Annotated in this window: 14 protein-coding genes; 5 read left to right on the top strand and 9 right to left on the bottom strand. The window is 66.0% G+C overall.

Annotation, left to right across the window (positions count from 1 at the left end):
- Nucleotides 1-34: 34 nt before the first annotated feature.
- Genes Q0L48_RS08780 through tsaD form a run of 3 tightly spaced genes read right to left on the bottom strand, consistent with a single transcriptional unit; the run spans nt 35 to nt 3,707 of the window.
- Complete coding sequence (locus tag Q0L48_RS08780; RefSeq protein ID WP_367274035.1) at nt 35-1,585, bottom strand: lipopolysaccharide biosynthesis protein; 1,551 nt, start codon at nt 1,583-1,585, stop codon at nt 35-37.
- Complete coding sequence (locus Q0L48_RS08775; RefSeq protein WP_296719798.1) at nt 1,582-2,613, bottom strand: NAD(P)H-dependent glycerol-3-phosphate dehydrogenase; 1,032 nt, start codon at nt 2,611-2,613, stop codon at nt 1,582-1,584. The genes Q0L48_RS08780 and Q0L48_RS08775 overlap by 4 nt, the downstream gene beginning before the upstream one ends.
- Nucleotides 2,610-3,707, bottom strand: coding sequence for a tRNA (adenosine(37)-N6)-threonylcarbamoyltransferase complex transferase subunit TsaD (gene tsaD / locus Q0L48_RS08770; RefSeq protein WP_296719796.1), 1,098 nt, complete (start codon nt 3,705-3,707; stop codon nt 2,610-2,612). The genes Q0L48_RS08775 and tsaD overlap by 4 nt, the downstream gene beginning before the upstream one ends.
- A gap of 44 nt (nt 3,708-3,751) precedes the next feature.
- Between tsaD and hemC the strand changes: the two genes are divergently transcribed.
- Genes hemC through Q0L48_RS08755 form a run of 3 tightly spaced genes read left to right on the top strand, consistent with a single transcriptional unit; the run spans nt 3,752 to nt 6,385 of the window.
- Nucleotides 3,752-4,693, top strand: a complete 942-nt coding sequence (gene hemC, locus Q0L48_RS08765; protein WP_296719794.1) for a hydroxymethylbilane synthase — start codon at nt 3,752-3,754, stop codon at nt 4,691-4,693.
- Entirely contained in the window at nt 4,690-5,406 is a 717-nt protein-coding gene (locus Q0L48_RS08760; RefSeq protein ID WP_296719792.1) for a uroporphyrinogen-III synthase, read from the top strand. Before hemC ends, Q0L48_RS08760 begins: the two co-directional genes overlap by 4 nt.
- Before the next feature lie 49 nt (nt 5,407-5,455).
- The gene (locus tag Q0L48_RS08755; RefSeq protein ID WP_296719790.1) at nt 5,456-6,385 is read left to right on the top strand and encodes a hypothetical protein; all 930 of its coding nucleotides are present in this window, start codon (nt 5,456-5,458) and stop codon (nt 6,383-6,385) included.
- 16 nt (nt 6,386-6,401) lie between these two features.
- Here Q0L48_RS08755 and Q0L48_RS08750 read toward each other — a convergent pair whose 3' ends face one another.
- Complete coding sequence (locus tag Q0L48_RS08750) at nt 6,402-7,628, bottom strand: UbiH/UbiF/VisC/COQ6 family ubiquinone biosynthesis hydroxylase (protein WP_296719787.1); 1,227 nt, start codon at nt 7,626-7,628, stop codon at nt 6,402-6,404.
- Between the two features lie 101 nt (nt 7,629-7,729).
- Here Q0L48_RS08750 and Q0L48_RS08745 point away from each other — a divergent pair, with 101 nt between their 5' ends.
- Nucleotides 7,730-9,790, top strand: coding sequence for a thioredoxin family protein (locus Q0L48_RS08745; protein WP_296720343.1), 2,061 nt, complete (start codon nt 7,730-7,732; stop codon nt 9,788-9,790).
- On the opposite strand, the gene Q0L48_RS08740 is transcribed toward Q0L48_RS08745, so the two are convergent.
- From Q0L48_RS08740 to uvrB, 5 genes are all read right to left on the bottom strand, one after another.
- On the bottom strand, nt 9,708-10,289 hold the full coding sequence (locus Q0L48_RS08740) for a hypothetical protein (protein ID WP_296719784.1): 582 nt from the start codon (nt 10,287-10,289) through the stop codon (nt 9,708-9,710). The two genes, Q0L48_RS08745 and Q0L48_RS08740, sit on opposite strands and share 83 nt — an antisense overlap.
- Nucleotides 10,289-11,800, bottom strand: coding sequence for a peptidase S10 (locus Q0L48_RS08735; RefSeq protein WP_296719781.1), 1,512 nt, complete (start codon nt 11,798-11,800; stop codon nt 10,289-10,291). The genes Q0L48_RS08740 and Q0L48_RS08735 overlap by 1 nt, the downstream gene beginning before the upstream one ends.
- Nucleotides 11,801-11,847: 47 nt before the next feature.
- Complete coding sequence (locus tag Q0L48_RS08730) at nt 11,848-12,168, bottom strand: HigA family addiction module antitoxin (RefSeq protein WP_296719778.1); 321 nt, start codon at nt 12,166-12,168, stop codon at nt 11,848-11,850.
- Entirely contained in the window at nt 12,143-12,424 is a 282-nt protein-coding gene (locus Q0L48_RS08725) for a type II toxin-antitoxin system RelE/ParE family toxin (protein WP_296719775.1), read from the bottom strand. Before Q0L48_RS08725 ends, Q0L48_RS08730 begins: the two co-directional genes overlap by 26 nt.
- Before the next feature lie 164 nt (nt 12,425-12,588).
- Entirely contained in the window at nt 12,589-14,784 is a 2,196-nt protein-coding gene (gene uvrB / locus Q0L48_RS08720) for an excinuclease ABC subunit UvrB (protein ID WP_296719772.1), read from the bottom strand.
- 126 nt (nt 14,785-14,910) lie between these two features.
- Between uvrB and Q0L48_RS08715 the strand changes: the two genes are divergently transcribed.
- Entirely contained in the window at nt 14,911-15,366 is a 456-nt protein-coding gene (locus Q0L48_RS08715; protein ID WP_296719771.1) for a DUF3617 domain-containing protein, read from the top strand.
- Nucleotides 15,367-15,407 lie beyond the last annotated feature (41 nt).

Genomic DNA, 15,407 nt, shown 5'->3' with positions numbered 1-15,407 from the left:
ATCGAATCGGGGCCGTGAATAGCGACTGAACGCCCTAGGCGGCGGACGAATCGCTGACCGGTGCGGGCACCACATTCTTGCGGAACAGCACCTTGTCCTCCTCGCCGAAACCGCGGTGCCAGATCACCAGCGCATAGGTGCCGAGCACCGCCGGAATGCCGACCACCAGCTCGATCCATTCGGGCAGCAGGGTGAAGCCATAGCCCACCACCACCGCGGCGGCTGCGGCATAGACCAGCGGCCAGCGCCAGTTGGAAACGGGCGCTGCCAGCAGGTGTTTGAGCAGTAGCGCCTTCACAAGGCTGGATACCGCCAGCGCAATCATCAGCGCGCCCGCCGCGCCCGCGGCTTCGTAGCCTGCGCCAAGCCCCGCGTTGCGCGCGGCAAGGATCAGCGCCACCGTCAGGCCCGCCTGCAGCGCGATCACTCCGATCGAGATCGCCAGATTGCGCTTGCGGGCGATGTAGACCAGCACGCTTTCGGACACGACCGCCATCGACGCGACCACTTCGGCAGCCAGCAGCAGTGCGAGCGCCGCAGTGCCCGCGACATAATCCGGCCCCCACAGACCCATCACCGCTTCGCCCGGCAGGCCCAGCACCAGCGCGATGCCGAGCTGCAGGGCGATAATCCAGAACCCCCCCTGCCGCACCTGCGCGGCGATGGCGTCCATGTTGCCGATCCGCAGGTTCTTGGTGATGACCGGCGACAGGATCGGTTCGAAACTGGTCTTCAGCTTTTGCGGCAGCGATGCAATCTGCTGCGCGGCGTAATAGATGCCGACCGCCTGCGGCGGCGCGAACAGGCCGAGGATGAAGATATCGAGCAGCCGCGTGCCGCGCTCGATCGCGTCGGCCCCGACAAGCGGGAAAGCGCGGGTGGACATCGCCAGCATCGCGCGCGGCGCGGGCCTCCAGTTGCGCGGCAGGCCGAAGGTGCGCAGGAACGGCCATGCCGCCGTCAGCAATCCGGCGTAGATCGAGGTGATGAAGGCCAGCGCAAGACCCGCATCGCGGGTGGCGGGGATGAAGAAGAACACCCCTGCCGCAATCGAGATCGTCCACGGTTCGACAATCGCCCGCGCACGCACGATGGTGGCGATGTCGAAGCGGTAGGCCTGCGCTGCGAGCAATATCTCGGTGACGGCGAAGGCGGGGATGGTGGCGACCAGCCAGATATCCAGCGGCGAGTTCATGCCGTTGGGGAACATCGGTTCGGGGAATATCAGCAGCAGCCCGGCGGCTACCAGTGAATAGGCCAGCGCCAGCAGGATCCCGTCATAGACAAGATTCACCTCCTTGCTGCGATCCTCGCCTGCGCCTTCCGACAGGCGCAGCGCCAAACCGCGCTTTTCGCCGAGCGAACAGATCAGCGCGATGATCTCGATCAGCACCATTGCCGATGCGAAGCGGCCCAGCGATTCGGCCCCGTAAAGCCGGGTGGCGATGACGAGGAACGGGATGCGCGCCACCAGCCGGATCGCGAAACCCATGGTATTCGTGCGCCCGCCCTTGGCCAGCGTGGCAAGATCATCGCCGCCCTTTTCGGGTGCGGCTGCTGCGGGCTGGGCGGGAGGCAGGCTCACGCCTCGGAATCCTTCCCGGGCACATCGCGTTCGGCCTTGAGCGGGCGGGCGAGCAGTTCCGCCACGATTGCGCGCGCGCTTTGACCCGCGAGGATGGCATTGACCGCCGCGACGATCGGCATCGGCGTGCCGCGCTTGTCCGCCAGTTCGGCCAGCACCGGCGCGGTGTGCGCGCCTTCGGCCACGGTGCGGCGGTCGGCCATCAGGTCGGCAGCCGATGCGCCTTCGCCCAATTCCTTGCCGAGCGAGAAATTGCGGCTGGAGGTGGAGGAACAGGTCAGCACCAGATCGCCGAGGCCGCATAATCCGCTGAGCGTTTCGGCGCGTGCGCCCAGCGCTTCGCCAAACCGCAGCATCTCGGCATATCCGCGCGCGATCAATGCGGCGCGGGCGTTCTGGCCGAGCGCGAGCCCTTCCACCACACCGCAAGCGATAGCGAGCACGTTCTTGACCGAACCGCCGATCTCCGCCCCGATCACATCATCGGAATAATACGGGCGGAAGGCGGGCCGGGCGATGGCGGGGGCGATCCTGTCCCACTGGTCGTTCCCGCCGCCGCAGGCCAGCGTGACGGCGGTCGGCAGCCCGGCGGCGACCTCATGCGCAAACGTCGGGCCGGATAGTACTGCGATGGCGCTGCCGGGCGCAGCTTCGCGCGCGACATCGTTCATCAGCCGCCCGGTGCCCGCCTCGATCCCCTTGGAACACAGCACCAGATCGCGCGGGGGGCGGGGCAGACCGGCCAGAACCCGGCCCAGCACCTGCGCAGGCGTGACGGCCAGAACGGTATCGATCCCGGCGAGGGTGGCGAGATCGCCGGTCGCCCGGATCGTGGGGGCGAGGGCGGCGGTCGGCAGATAGAGCGGGTTGCGATGATCGGCGTTGATCGCGGCGACCACTTCCGGCTCGTAAGCCCATAGCAGCACGTCGCGCCCGTCGCTGGAGAGCATCTGCGCCAGCGCCGTCCCCCATGCGCCTGCGCCGATAACCCCAATTGTCTTTGGGCCGATGGTTGGCTGTGCTGTCATGCCTTCACTCCGGCTCCGCGCACCGTATCGGCGCTGGCATCGAGCGGCCACCGCGGGCGAGCGACGAAATCGAGCGGGTCGCCGGCGAAGTCACCGTCGCGCGTCCAGCCTTCGTTCGCCAGCCGCTCGCACCCGGCCCAAGCGATCATCGCGGCATTATCGGTGCACAGCGCGAGCGGGGGTGCGGTGAAGCGCATGGCGTTGGCGCTGGCGAAGGCTTCGAGCGCGGCGCGCACGGCCCGATTCGCCGCCACCCCGCCTGCGACAACCAACGCGGGGGAGGGGCCAGCGCGGGTCAGCGCGAATTGCAGCCGGTCGATCAGGCATTCGACTGCGGCCTGCTGGAAACTGGCGGCGATATCAGCGGGGGCATGCGCGCCGCTCTCGACCGCCCGCATCACCGCGCTTTTGAGGCCAGCGAAGGAGAAATGCGGCTCGGGAGAACCCTTCAAAGGGCGCGGCAGAGGCACCGCCTTGGGATTGCCCTGCAAAGCCAATCGCTCCACCGCAGGCCCGCCGGGATAGCCGAGGCCAAGGAGCTTGGCGGTCTTGTCGAACGCCTCTCCCAGCGCATCGTCGATGGTGGTGGCAAGGCGGCGATATTGGCCCACGCCCTCGACAGCGAGGATCTGGCAATGCCCGCCCGATACCAGCAACAGCAGATAGGGAAAGCCGAGGCCCGCATCCGCCAGCCGGGGCGACAGCGCATGGCCTTCCAGATGGTTGATCGCAAGCAGCGGCTTGCCCGCTGCCATTGCCAGCGCCTTGGCACTGACAAGGCCGACCATCACCCCGCCGATCAGCCCCGGCCCGGCGGTGGCGGCGATGGCATCCACCTCGTCGAGGCTCAGCCCCGCCTCCGCCATCACGTGTGCGATCATCGGCGCGACCCGCTCGGCATGGGCGCGGGCGGCGATTTCGGGTACCACGCCGCCATAGGGCGCGTGTTCCGCTTCCTGACTGGCGATGGCCTGCGCGATGATCGCGCCGTCGCCGCGAACCAGCGCGACCGCGGTTTCATCGCAGCTCGATTCGATCCCCAGAACAAGCGGGCGCGCGATAGCTGCATCAGAGGTGTGCGTGACCGATCCCATCCGACTTCCATCTAGTCGCTATGAAAGCTAGGGCAAGCTTAGCTATGACCGACGCACCCGCAGCATCCCCGAGATTACGCCTCGGCACCCGCAATTCCCCGCTTGCCATGGCGCAGGCAGTCGAGACCCGTGCGCGCCTGTGCGCCGCCCACGGCTGGGACGAGGACGCGATCGAACTCGTCCCCGTGCTGGCGAGCGGCGACAAGGTGCTCGACCGGCCTTTGTCCGAAATCGGCGGCAAGGCGCTGTGGACCAAGGAGCTCGATCAATGGCTCGGCGAAGGGCGGATCGATCTTTCCGTGCATTCGGCCAAGGATGTCGAAACGATTCGTCCGCGCGAATTCCATTTTGCCGCATTCCTGCCGCGCGCGGACCGGCGTGATTGTCTGGTCGGGGCGGCCAGCATCGCAGATATTCCGCAAGGCGCGGTCGTCGGCACCAGCGCCCCGCGCCGCGCCGCGCAATTGCTCAACCTGCGGCCCGATTGCACCGTCGTGACCTTCCGCGGCAATGTCGCCACCCGGCTCGGCAAGCTGCAAGCGGGGGAGGCGGATGTGACGTTCCTTGCCGCTGCCGGGCTGGAACGGCTGGGGCAGAGCGAGGTCGGGCAGCCGCTCGACCAGGTCGACTGGATCCCCGCCGCCGCGCAAGGCGTGATCGCGATCGAATGCCGCGCCGATGATGAGGCCACCACCGCGTTACTCGCCGTGATCGACCACGCGCCCACCCGCGCCGAACTGGAGGCGGAACGCGCGCTGCTCGCCGAACTGGGCGGCACCTGCCATTCGCCGGTCGCGGTGCTGTGCGAAACGGGCGAGGACGTACTCTCCATGCGCGCCGCGCTGTTCAGCCCTGACGGGGCCGAGCGGATCGAAGGCAGCGCGCGCTTTGCTGCGGGCGATCACGCCCCCGTTCGCGCGCTGGCGGCCGATCTGCTGGCGCGCGCCACGCCCGGCATTGCTCCGCATTTCCGAACGGCGGGATGAGCGCAAACCTGCTCGCCCTGCGGCCCGAACCGGGGCTGACCGCCACTCTCGAAAAGGCGCGCGCGCTGGGGCTTGCGATCACCGGGTACGCCCTGTCGGAAATCCGGCCTGTCACGTGGGAATGCCCCGATCCTGCCCTTTTCGATGGCCTGTTGATCGGCAGCGCCAATGTCTTCGCGCAAGGCGGGCCGCAGCTTGCGCGGCTGACGGACAAGCCGGTCTTCGCCGTGGGAGAGGCAACCGCCAGCGCGGCGAGGGCAGCCGGATTCGCAGTCGCAATGGTCGGCAGCGGCGGCCTGCAAGGGGTGCTGGATGCCATATCCGGCCCCCGCCACCTGCTGCGGATCGCCGGTGAGGAACACGTCCCGCTGAACCCGCCTGCGGGCGTCACCTTCGACACTGTGATCGCCTATCGCAATTGCCCGCTGCCGCTCGATCCCGCCGCGCACCTGCTAATATCGGGAGAGGCGCTGGTGCTGCTGCATTCGGCGACGACCGCACGGCATTTTGCTGGTGAATGCGACCGGTTGGGGCTGGATCGCAGTCAGATCGCGCTGGCCGCGCTCGGCCCGCGGATCGCCGATGCGGCAGGCCGGGGCTGGGCCGCCGTCCACATCGCGCCCCGGCCCGATGAGCCTGCGTTCTTGGCATTGGTGTTTGACTTGTGCGAAAAGTGTCGCTCCATGCCCGCTCCTCCTGCCGGACAGCCGTAATCGCGGCGCCGGCGCGGCAGGGATACGCAAGGTCGCAGAACGGATCATAATGGAACCGAAATACACAAGCCGCCGCAAACCATCTTCCGGTCGGGGATTGATGCTGGCCGTGCTGACCGCCTTCATCGCCGGCGGCGCGCTGGTGGGCTATGTGGTGTGGTACAATCTCCAGCCCGAGCGCGCCGCGCCCACGGCAAGCGACGCCGTAATCGTGGCGGATATGGACGAGACACCCCAGACCTTGAAAGGCCTGCCGCAATCGCCTTCGCCAACGCCGCTGGCGGATGCGATCAAGGCCGAGAATGCCGAGGAGGCGGTGGAGGCTGTGACCCGCGTGGCCGAACAACAGGGCGGCCTGGATCAGCGCCTTGCCGCTGCCGAACAGCGGCTCGCACTGCTCGATTTGCAGGCACAGGCGGCGGCGGGCAATGCCGCGCGTGCGGAAAGCCTGCTGATCGCCTTTGCCACCCGGCGCGCGGTCGAGCGCGGGGCGGAGCTGGGCTATCTGGCCGATCAGCTGCGGCTGCGGTTCGGCGACCAGTGGCCCAATGCGGTCAGCACCATCGTCGAATTCTCGCGCAATCCGGTCCGGCTCGACGGGCTCGTGGCGCGGCTTGAAGGGCTGGGGCCGCAATTGCGCGAAAGCAGCCAGGGGCCATCGTGGGAGACATTCCAGCGCGAACTCGGCCAGCTATTCGTGTTCCGCCGCGAAAGCACCCCTTCGCCGCAGCCCGAACGCCGGTTGGAGCGCGCGCGCTGGGCGCTGGAACAGGGCCGCTACCAGAACGCGATCGACGAGGTGAAGGGAATGCCCGGCGCCGATATGGCCGCCGCGTGGATCGCGGATGCCGAGCGGTATCGCACGGCGATGGAAGCGCTGGAAGTGATCGAAACCGCCGCCGTGCTCGACCAGCGCGGCTTGCGTGACGGGGCGGGCAATCCCGTGCGTCAGCTGAGCAGCCCGCTGGTTATGCCTTAGGCCGATCGGACGTAGGCTACGCCCGCAAAATCTCCGGCAGATCGCCCGAAACGCCGCGCGCTTCGTCCATGAAGAAATCCTTGAGCATCGGCGTGCGCTGCACCGCCGCCATGCCGAGCCTGCGCACGGCCGATGCGGTCTTGCCGGGAACGCCGAACAGCCGCGTCAGCCCGTCAGTCGCCAGCGCCACCATGAAGCTGTCGAGCCCGCGCCACGTTTCATAACGCTTGAGCAATTCGGGGTCGCCCGGATCGAGGCCGAGCCGCGCGCCATCGGCCAGCACCTCCACCAGCGCGCCGACATCGCGCAGGCCGAGGTTCAGCCCCTGTCCGGCGATCGGGTGAATGCCGTGCGCCGAATCCCCGACCAGCGCGAGCCGTTCGGCGGTGATCTTGGCGGTGTGATGGAACCCGAGCGGCCATGACGACCGCGCGCCGACCGTCTGCACCTTGCCCAGCACCCCGCCCATGCGCTTTTCCACTTCGGCGAGGAATGCGCGGTCACCCAGCTTCATCACGCCCGCGCCGTCTGCTTCCGACACCGTCCACACCAGCGATGACCGGTGCGTGCCGTCGGCATCGTCGTTCAGCGGCAGCAGCGCGAACGGCCCGGCGGGGTAGAAGATTTCCCAAGCGACATTGCCGTGCGGCTTTTCGTGCGTAAGCCCGGCGATGATCGCACGGTGCTTGTAATCCCACTTGGCCAGCGTGATCCCGGCAGAATCGCGGGTGGGCGACTGGCGGCCTTCGGCGGCGATCATCAGCCTGCCCTTCAGCTTGCGCCCGTCTGCCAGCACGGCGGCAACACCATATTCACTGCGCTGGCGTTCGATCACGTGCGCCATGGAGGTCCAGTGGATCAGCGGCTCCTTGGCCGCCGCTTCGAACAGCGCGAGCCGCAAGCGGCGGTTGGGGAACATCCGCCCCAGCGTGCCGCCATCGACGCCGGGCTGGAAATCGAGCCGGCCCGGCTTGTTCTGATCGGTCACCGCAATGCTGGCGATGTCGCAGGCGAATTGTTCCAGCCCTGCGGCAATTCCGATGTTCTCGAACAGGTGCCAGCTGGCGGTGGAGATTGCGGTGGCGCGGTCGTCGAAGCCTTCCGCCGTCAGTTCCGCCGGATCGGCGCGGTCGATCACGTGGCTCGACAGGCCCTTCTTCGCCGCCGCCAGTGCCAGCGTCATGCCGACCAGTCCTCCGCCAAGGATCACGAGGTCGCGCGTTTCAGTGTCAGGCTTGGTCACGGGTTTCGCTCCGATTGCGAAGATTGCTGGCGGAGCCTAGAGGGTAGCGCGTGTCCCGCGCAAGAACCTTCCCGCTTCCGATCCGTCAATTGCTTGCATGGATGCTTGCGCTGTTCGCAAGCATTGTGCTGGCGGCGGCCGGTCATGCGCAGGAGGTGCCCGCCGAAGCGCGCTATGGCGACGGCAATATCGCGGTGGAACTGTACGCCGATGGTGCGCCGGTAGCGGGCGAGGAGTGGATGCTCGCACTGCGTTTCACGCCCAAGTCTGCGGAATGGCACGGCTACTGGTCGAACCCCGGCGATGCGGGGCAGGGGATGCGGCTGACGCTCGATCTGCCCGCTGGCTGGGAGGCGGGCGAGCCGCTCTATCCAGTGCCGCTGCGGCTGACGATCAGCGGGCTGATGAACCATATTTACGAGGGCACTTATACGGTGCTGGTGCCGGTGAAGGTGCCTGAGGGCGCGGACGTGCGCGCCCCGCCGCGCATCACCGGCCACGTCGAATATCTTGCCTGCACGGACAAGATCTGCGTGCCGCAGGATGCGCTTCTGGAGGCGCGCCAAGGCGGTGATTTCGCGCGCTGGAGGGCGGAGGTCGCGCCGCCACTTTCTGCGGGGGCAAGCTTCGATGTCGGTGGCCGTGCTTTGCGGCTTGCGATCCCTCTGCCCGCCAGCGTCGCGCTCGATAATCCGCACGTCTTCATCGCCAACGAGGACTTGGCCGATTACGCTGCGCCCCAGACTTTCCGCCGTGTGGGCGATGTGCTGACGGTGGATATCCCGCTCGCCGAATACCGCGCCGACACGCCGAGTGCGGTGGAAGGCATCCTTGCATTCGGTGAAGGAACGGGGGTGGAGTTCGGCGCGATCCCCGGCGATGTTCCCACCGGCGGCGAAGTGGTGGCAGGGCCGGTCGGTATGGCGATCCCGCCGCTATGGACGCTCATCCTCGGTGCGCTGGCGGGCGGCTTTCTGCTCAACATCATGCCCTGCGTGTTTCCGATCCTCAGCCTGAAGGCGCTCAGCCTCGCCCGCGCCGGCGAGAGCGAGGCGCGCGCTCGCGCCGAGGGGCTGGCCTATACTGCGGGTGTGGTGCTGGCCTGCGTCGGCCTCGGCGCGCTGCTGCTGGCATTGCGGGCGGCGGGCGAACAGGTCGGCTGGGCATTCCAGCTGCAGGAACCGGGCGTGGTCGTCGCGCTGCTGGTGCTGGCGGCCGCGATCACCGCGAACTTTGCCGGACTTTTCGAACTGCCTTCGCTCAGCGTCACCAGCGGCGGCAAGCCTGCGGGCGCCTTCGCCACCGGGCTGCTCGCCGCTTTCGTCGCCACGCCCTGCACCGGGCCGTTCATGGCGGCTGCATTGGGCGCGGCGCTGCTGTTGCCGACCGCGCAAGCCTTGCTGCTGTTCGCGCTGCTGGGGCTGGGGCTGGCGCTGCCGTTCCTGTTGCTCGGCTTCATCCCGGCGTTGCGCCGAATGCTGCCGCGGCCGGGTCCGTGGATGGAGCGGTTCCGGCGGATCATGGCGATCCCGATGGGGCTGACTGCACTGGCGCTGATCTGGCTCACCGCGCAACTGGGCGGGCGGGCGTTCGGCGGGGTCGCGCTGCTGCTGGTCATCGGCGTGCTGATTGCGCTGTGGATCGTCGGACGCCTGCAACAGGCGGGCAAGCTGGCGTGGCCCGCCTTCGGCCTCGTCGCCGCGCCGTTCCTTGCCTTTGCCGCGATTGCCCTGCCTTCGGTTTACGAAGCCAAAGGGGCAGAGGCGCGGGAGAGCATCCACAATCCCCAAGCCTTCAGCGCCGAAGCGCTCGCCGCAGCGCGTGCCAGCGGCCAGCCGGTGTTCCTGTGGTTCACCGCCGATTGGTGTGTCACCTGCAAGGTCAACGAAAGCGTCGCGATCGAGCGTGAGGCCGTGCGCGATGCGTTTGAAGCGGCAGGCGTGGTCACGATGGTGGGCGACTGGACAGTGCGCGACGAGGCGATCACCGCCTTCCTGACTCAGCAGGGCGCGGCGGGCGTGCCGCTTTACCTGTGGTATCCGCCGGGAGCATCAGGGCCCGAACAATTGCCGCAGGTACTTACGCCCGACCTGCTGGTTGATCGGGCGAGCCATTTCCCCGGCACGCCTCCACCAACTGCATCGGCAGCGGGCTCGGATTGAGCCGCACCAGCCCCGCGCCGGGAACGGTCGCGGTCGCTTCGCGCTGACCGATCAGCGCATTCCAGCCTTGCGCATCGGCGGGCACTTCGCCCTGCCACATCAGCCGCCCGCCCAGTTCGGTCGAATCCACCGGAAACCGCCCGATATAACCATTCCCGATCAGCGCCAGCAGCGCGCCAGCGCCCTTGTCTGCCGGGGATTGGCGGGAAATCCTGAGGCGCGCATCGGGCGTGCCCGGTTCGAGACATTCGAGCGCGAGCAGCACCGGCTCACCCGGAATGCCATAGACCAACCGCATCGGCGCGTCGCTAACAGGACCGCCGCTCGCCGCCCAGACTGCGCCCGTGGTATCGGGCGAGGGGAGGGGGACGGACGGACCGGCGGGCAGGGGCATGCCGTCCGCGCGCGCCACGGCAGCATCGGTCGGCGGCGGCTTGCAGGCGGGCAAGGCCAGCGCCGCGATCAGAACTGCCGCAGCAAGGATAGGCTTGCTGCGCATCACCGTGCCTTGATGAAGGCGCGGATATCGCCGGAAAGCTTCGCGCGGTCCTCGTCGCGGATATACATCATGTGGCCCGCATCGTAATATTTCCACGTGATCCGGTCCTGCGGGATGCCGGTGCGCTTCAGCGAATATTCCGCGCCGAAGAACGGCGTCGCAAAATCATACCAGCCTTGCGCGTTGAACACCCTGAGGCCGCTGTTCTGGCGCATCGCCTTGCCGATCAGCGGCGCGATGTTGAGATAGGCGTTGCGGCCCCAGCCGCTGCCCAGCGACCAGTCCCACTGCCCGCCGATGCTGCCGATCGACTGGTATTGCCGGTCGGTGGTGTAACCCAGCGTCTCGCGCGCCCACTGGTTGATTGCGGCGGTATAGCCTGCGTCGATGCCGTAGAAGCTGGGATCATTGTCGGGCGTTTCCCCGGCATTGTCGTAATCGCGCCCGGTGTAACGCGAATCCAGCCGCCCGATGGTGAGCCCTCGGTCGCGCAGCAATTCCTTGTAGAACCGCTGATCGGTGACGCGCAGATCCGCCTGTTCGAGGTATTCTTCCGACAGCCCTGTCAGGCGGGAAAGCTCCGCGCGCACGGCGGCGCGTTCGGCCTGCGGCAGATCCTGACCTTTCAACAGCGCGGTGGCAAAGGGGCCGATGGCGAACTGACGCGCTTCTTCGGCGATGGCTTCGACGGAAGGCGCCTGCGCCTTGCCGTGGAAATAGGCCGCCGTCGCCATATTGGGCAGCGCGACAACATAGGCCATCTCGTTCCCCGGCGTCGGTTCACGCCCGGCGAAATCGAGGATGGTCGAGATCAGGATCAGCCCGTTGAGGCCGACATCGTTGTAGGTGCTGCCTTCCAGCTCATCCACCACCATCGCGGTGCGGCTGGTGCCATAGCTTTCCCCGCCGAGATATTTGGGGGAGGACCAGCGGCCATTATCGTTGATCCAGCGCCGGATCACATCGGCGACCGCGCGGCCATCCTGTTTGAGGCCGTAATATTTCTTGGGGTCGGTGCCCTTGGTCAGGTGGCTGAAGCCCGTGCCGGGCGGGTCGATGAACACGAGGTCGGCGACATCGAGCAGGCTGTCGGGATTGTCGACCAGCGGATAGGGCGGCGCGCCATCGTCGCGCGCGTCGGACGGGATTGCCACCCGCTTCGGCCCGAACGCGCCCATCTGCAACCACACCGAGCCTGAGCCGGGCCCGCCATTATAGATGAAGAACACCGGTCGCGAGGCGTCTACCGGCGTTTTGATATAAGACGTGGTGACGATCACCGCTTCGGCCTTGCCCGCATCGTCCGACAGGATCGTATCGGCGATGGTGGCGCGGTAGGGAACGCGCTGCCCGCCGAACGTGCCGGTCAGGTCGCGGGTGCGGACCTGTGGGTCGGGCGCGGCAGGCTTGGCCGCCTCGGCCTTGGCGTCAGGCGCATCCTGCGCGGCGGCGGGGATGGCAAATGCGGCGAGGGTGAGCGCGGCAAGCGCTGCGGGGAATCGACGGTTCATGCGACTAGCGAGTGACAGGCTTGGCGGCTGGGTTCAAGTGCGGGGGATCAGGCGGCGCGGGGTTGGATGCGGTCCAACTCACCATTGAGCGCGCGTTTGGCTGTGCGGAGTTCGGCACTCGTCTGAAGCCGCAGGAAAAACCCTTCCGATATGCGGAAATACCGCGACAGGCGCAGGTCGAGTTCGCCGTCGACGCGGGTATCGCCGTCGATCATGGCTTGCAGGCGCGCAGGCTCGACCGCGATGGCTTGAGCCAAGCCGGCGGTATCGAGCTTCAAAGGCTCCATGAATTCCGTGACCAGCAATTCGCCCGCGTGCGGGATGTGCAGCCAGTCCGAGGTGTCAGTGGTAGTCGACGATTTCGACATCGTAAGCGCTTCCGTTGTTCCAGCGGAAACATATACGCCATTTCATGTTAATTGAAATGGAATGCTGGCCGGCACGGTCGTCTTTGAGTTCATGCAAGCGGTTGCTGGGCGGCAGCTTGAGATCGTCGAGCGTTTCGGCGGCGTCAATCATAGCGAGCTTAATGATCGCACGCGCCTGAATGTCGGCGGGCAGCTTACGGCTTCGACGGCCCGACCACAGGCGTTTGGTCTCAATGCAGGAAAAAGACTCAATCATGGCTGCCTCTCAAAAGTGCAGCCAATCATTAATCAGGCAATTTTCTTTTGAGCAACAGCGGAGATTTAAAAAAATTGAGTTTTCTCTGTTGACAGGTCTCTAGCCCGCAAGAAGGCGTGCCGTATAGTTTAGTGATCCATGAGCAGTCTTGTGGAAAACTAACTTTAAGGCTTCCCGCCCATCCTCTTCGCCCGCACCTTCCCATATCGCGTCTTGCGCGTCCCCGGTTTGCCCTCATTGCTCCGGCCCACAATCGGCGCGCGTTTTTCGCCGTCGGGGATGCCGAGTTCATCCGCCTCCAGCCGCCGGATTTCGTCGCGCAACCGGCCCGCTTCCTCGAATTCGAGGTTCGCTGCCGCGTTGCGCATCCGCTTTTCGAGGTCTTCGATGTAGCTGCGCAGGTTGTGGCCGACCATGTTGTTGCGCTCGGCGTCGCCGGTGCCCACCACCACGCTGTCTTGCGAGGCGGTGTGCGCGACGATGTCGTGGATGTTGCGCTTGATCGTGGTCGGCGTGATGCCGTGTTCTTCGTTGTAGGCTTCCTGCTTGGAGCGGCGGCGGTCAGTTTCGGCGAGCGCGCGCTCCATGCTGCCGGTGATGCGGTCGGCGTAGAGGATGACCCGGCCATCGACATTGCGCGCCGCGCGGCCGATGGTCTGGATCAGCGAGGTTTCGCTGCGCAGGAAGCCTTCCTTGTCCGCATCGAGGATCGCCACCAGCCCGCATTCGGGAATGTCCAACCCTTCGCGCAGCAGGTTGATGCCGATCAGCACATCATAGACGCCCAGCCGCAAATCGCGGATCAGTTCGATGCGCTCCAATGTCTCCACGTCCGAGTGCATGTAACGCACCCGCACACCGTCTTCGTGCATGAATTCGGTGAGGTCTTCGGCCATGCGCTTGGTTAGGGTGGTCACCAGCGTGCGGTAACCCTTGGCGGCGGTGGCTTTGCATTCGACGATGCAATCCTGCACCTGATCTTCGACCGGGCGGATTTCCACTGGCGGGTCGATCAGGCCGGTGGGGCGGATCACCTGTTCGGCGAAGACGCCGCCGGTCTGCTCCATCTCCCAGTGCCCCGGCGTGGCCGACACCGCAAAGGTCTGCGGGCGCATCGCGTCCCATTCGTTGAAGCGCAGCGGGCGGTTGTCGATGCAGCTTGGCAGGCGGAAGCCATATTCGGCCAGCGTCAGTTTGCGGCGGTGATCGCCCTTCGCCATCGCGCCGATCTGCGGCACGGTCTGGTGGCTTTCATCGACGAACAGCAGCGCGTTTTCGGGCAGGTATTCGAACAAGGTCGGCGGCGGTTCGCCGGGCAGGCGACCGGTCAGGAATCGCGAATAGTTTTCGATCCCCGCGCAGCTTCCCGTCGCCGCGATCATTTCCAGATCGAAATGCGTGCGCTGTTCCAGCCGCTGGCGTTCGAGCAGTTTGCCTTCGGCTTCCAGTTCCTTGAGCCGTTCCTCCAGCTCGAATTTGATCGCGGCGGCCGCCTGTTTCATCGTCGGGCCAGGCGTGACGTAGTGCGAATTGGCATAGACCCGCACCTTCTCAAGGCTCGCGCCCTTGGTGCCGGTCAGCGGATCGAATTCGCTGATCGCCTCGATCTCGTCGCCGAAAAAGCTGACCCGCCAGGCCATGTCTTCATAGTGCGAGGGGAAGATTTCCAGATTGTCGCCGCGCACGCGAAATGTGCCGCGCGTGAAGGCGGCATCGTTGCGCTTGTACTGAAGCGCCACCAGCTTCCGGATCAATTCGCGCTGATCGACCGTCTCGCCCGCCTTGATGTCGAAAATCATCGCCGAATAGGTTTCGACCGAACCGATCCCGTAGAGGCACGACACCGAAGCGACGATGATGACGTCGTCGCGTTCCAGCAGGGATCGCGTGGCCGAATGGCGCATCCGGTCGATCGCTTCGTTCACGCTCGACTCTTTCTCGATGTACGTGTCGGAGCGCGGGACGTAGGCTTCGGGCTGGTAATAATCGTAGTAACTGACAAAGTATTCGACCGCGTTTTCAGGGAAGAAGCTCTTGAACTCGCCGTATAACTGCGCGGCCAGAATCTTGTTGGGCGCAAGGATCAGGGCGGGGCGTTGCAGCGTCTCGATCACCTTGGCCATGGTGAAGGTCTTGCCGCTGCCGGTGACGCCGAGCAGCACCTGCGTCTTCTCGTCCGCCAGCGCGCTTTGCGTCAGTTCGGCAATCGCGGTCGGCTGATCGCCTGCCGGTTCGTATTCCGACACCAGCTTGAACGGAATGCCGCCCATCGACTTGTCGGGACGGGCGGGGCGGTGCGGGGTGAAGTCCGAGCTCGTATCGGGCTCGTCCAGCCCGCGTCGGATTACAAGTTCTGCCATGCCGCAGATATGAGGGTGATGGCAGCGGTTGTGAAGTGGGGCTTTGCCGCTTAGCCTGCAACGAGAAGGTAGCCGGTCGCGGCGACTCACACATGCTATCGGGAGGTTGCAGCAATGAAGGTTTGGTTGAGCAGTGCGGTTGTGCTTCTGGGTGCGGGGGCGGTGATGGCCCAGACGGTGGACGAGGACATGAAGCCGCTGCCGGGCAAGTATGAATCGCGCGTCGAGCTTCTTTCGATGGATATTCCGGGCGTGCCAGCCAACATGATGGGCATGATGAAAGGCGCGTTCGAACGCTCGGTCACGATCTGCCTTACTCCCGAAGAGGTCGAGGAAGGCTACAAGGACGCGCTGCGCAAATCGCAGGACGGCGAGTGCAAGTACAAAAGCTTCTCCGCGACCGGCGGCAAGATGAACGCCGAAATGGTCTGCGACACCGATAACGGGCCGATGAACCTGACGATGACGGGCACGGGCACGCCGACAACTTCGGATGTAACGATGATGATGAGGGGCAATATGGGGCCTGGTCCCGGATCGATGTCCATGCGGGTCAGGCAAAAGCGCATCGGCGACTGCTGAGCCTTGCAGTATCTGGGCGGCATTTGGCTGGTCCATGGTGG

This window comes from Erythrobacter sp., assembly GCF_024305245.1.
In the GTDB taxonomy this organism is placed as follows: Bacteria; Pseudomonadota; Alphaproteobacteria; order Sphingomonadales; family Sphingomonadaceae; genus Erythrobacter.
The sequence above is the reverse complement of the archived record's forward strand: the minus strand, read 5'-3'. Positions and strand labels throughout refer to the sequence as shown.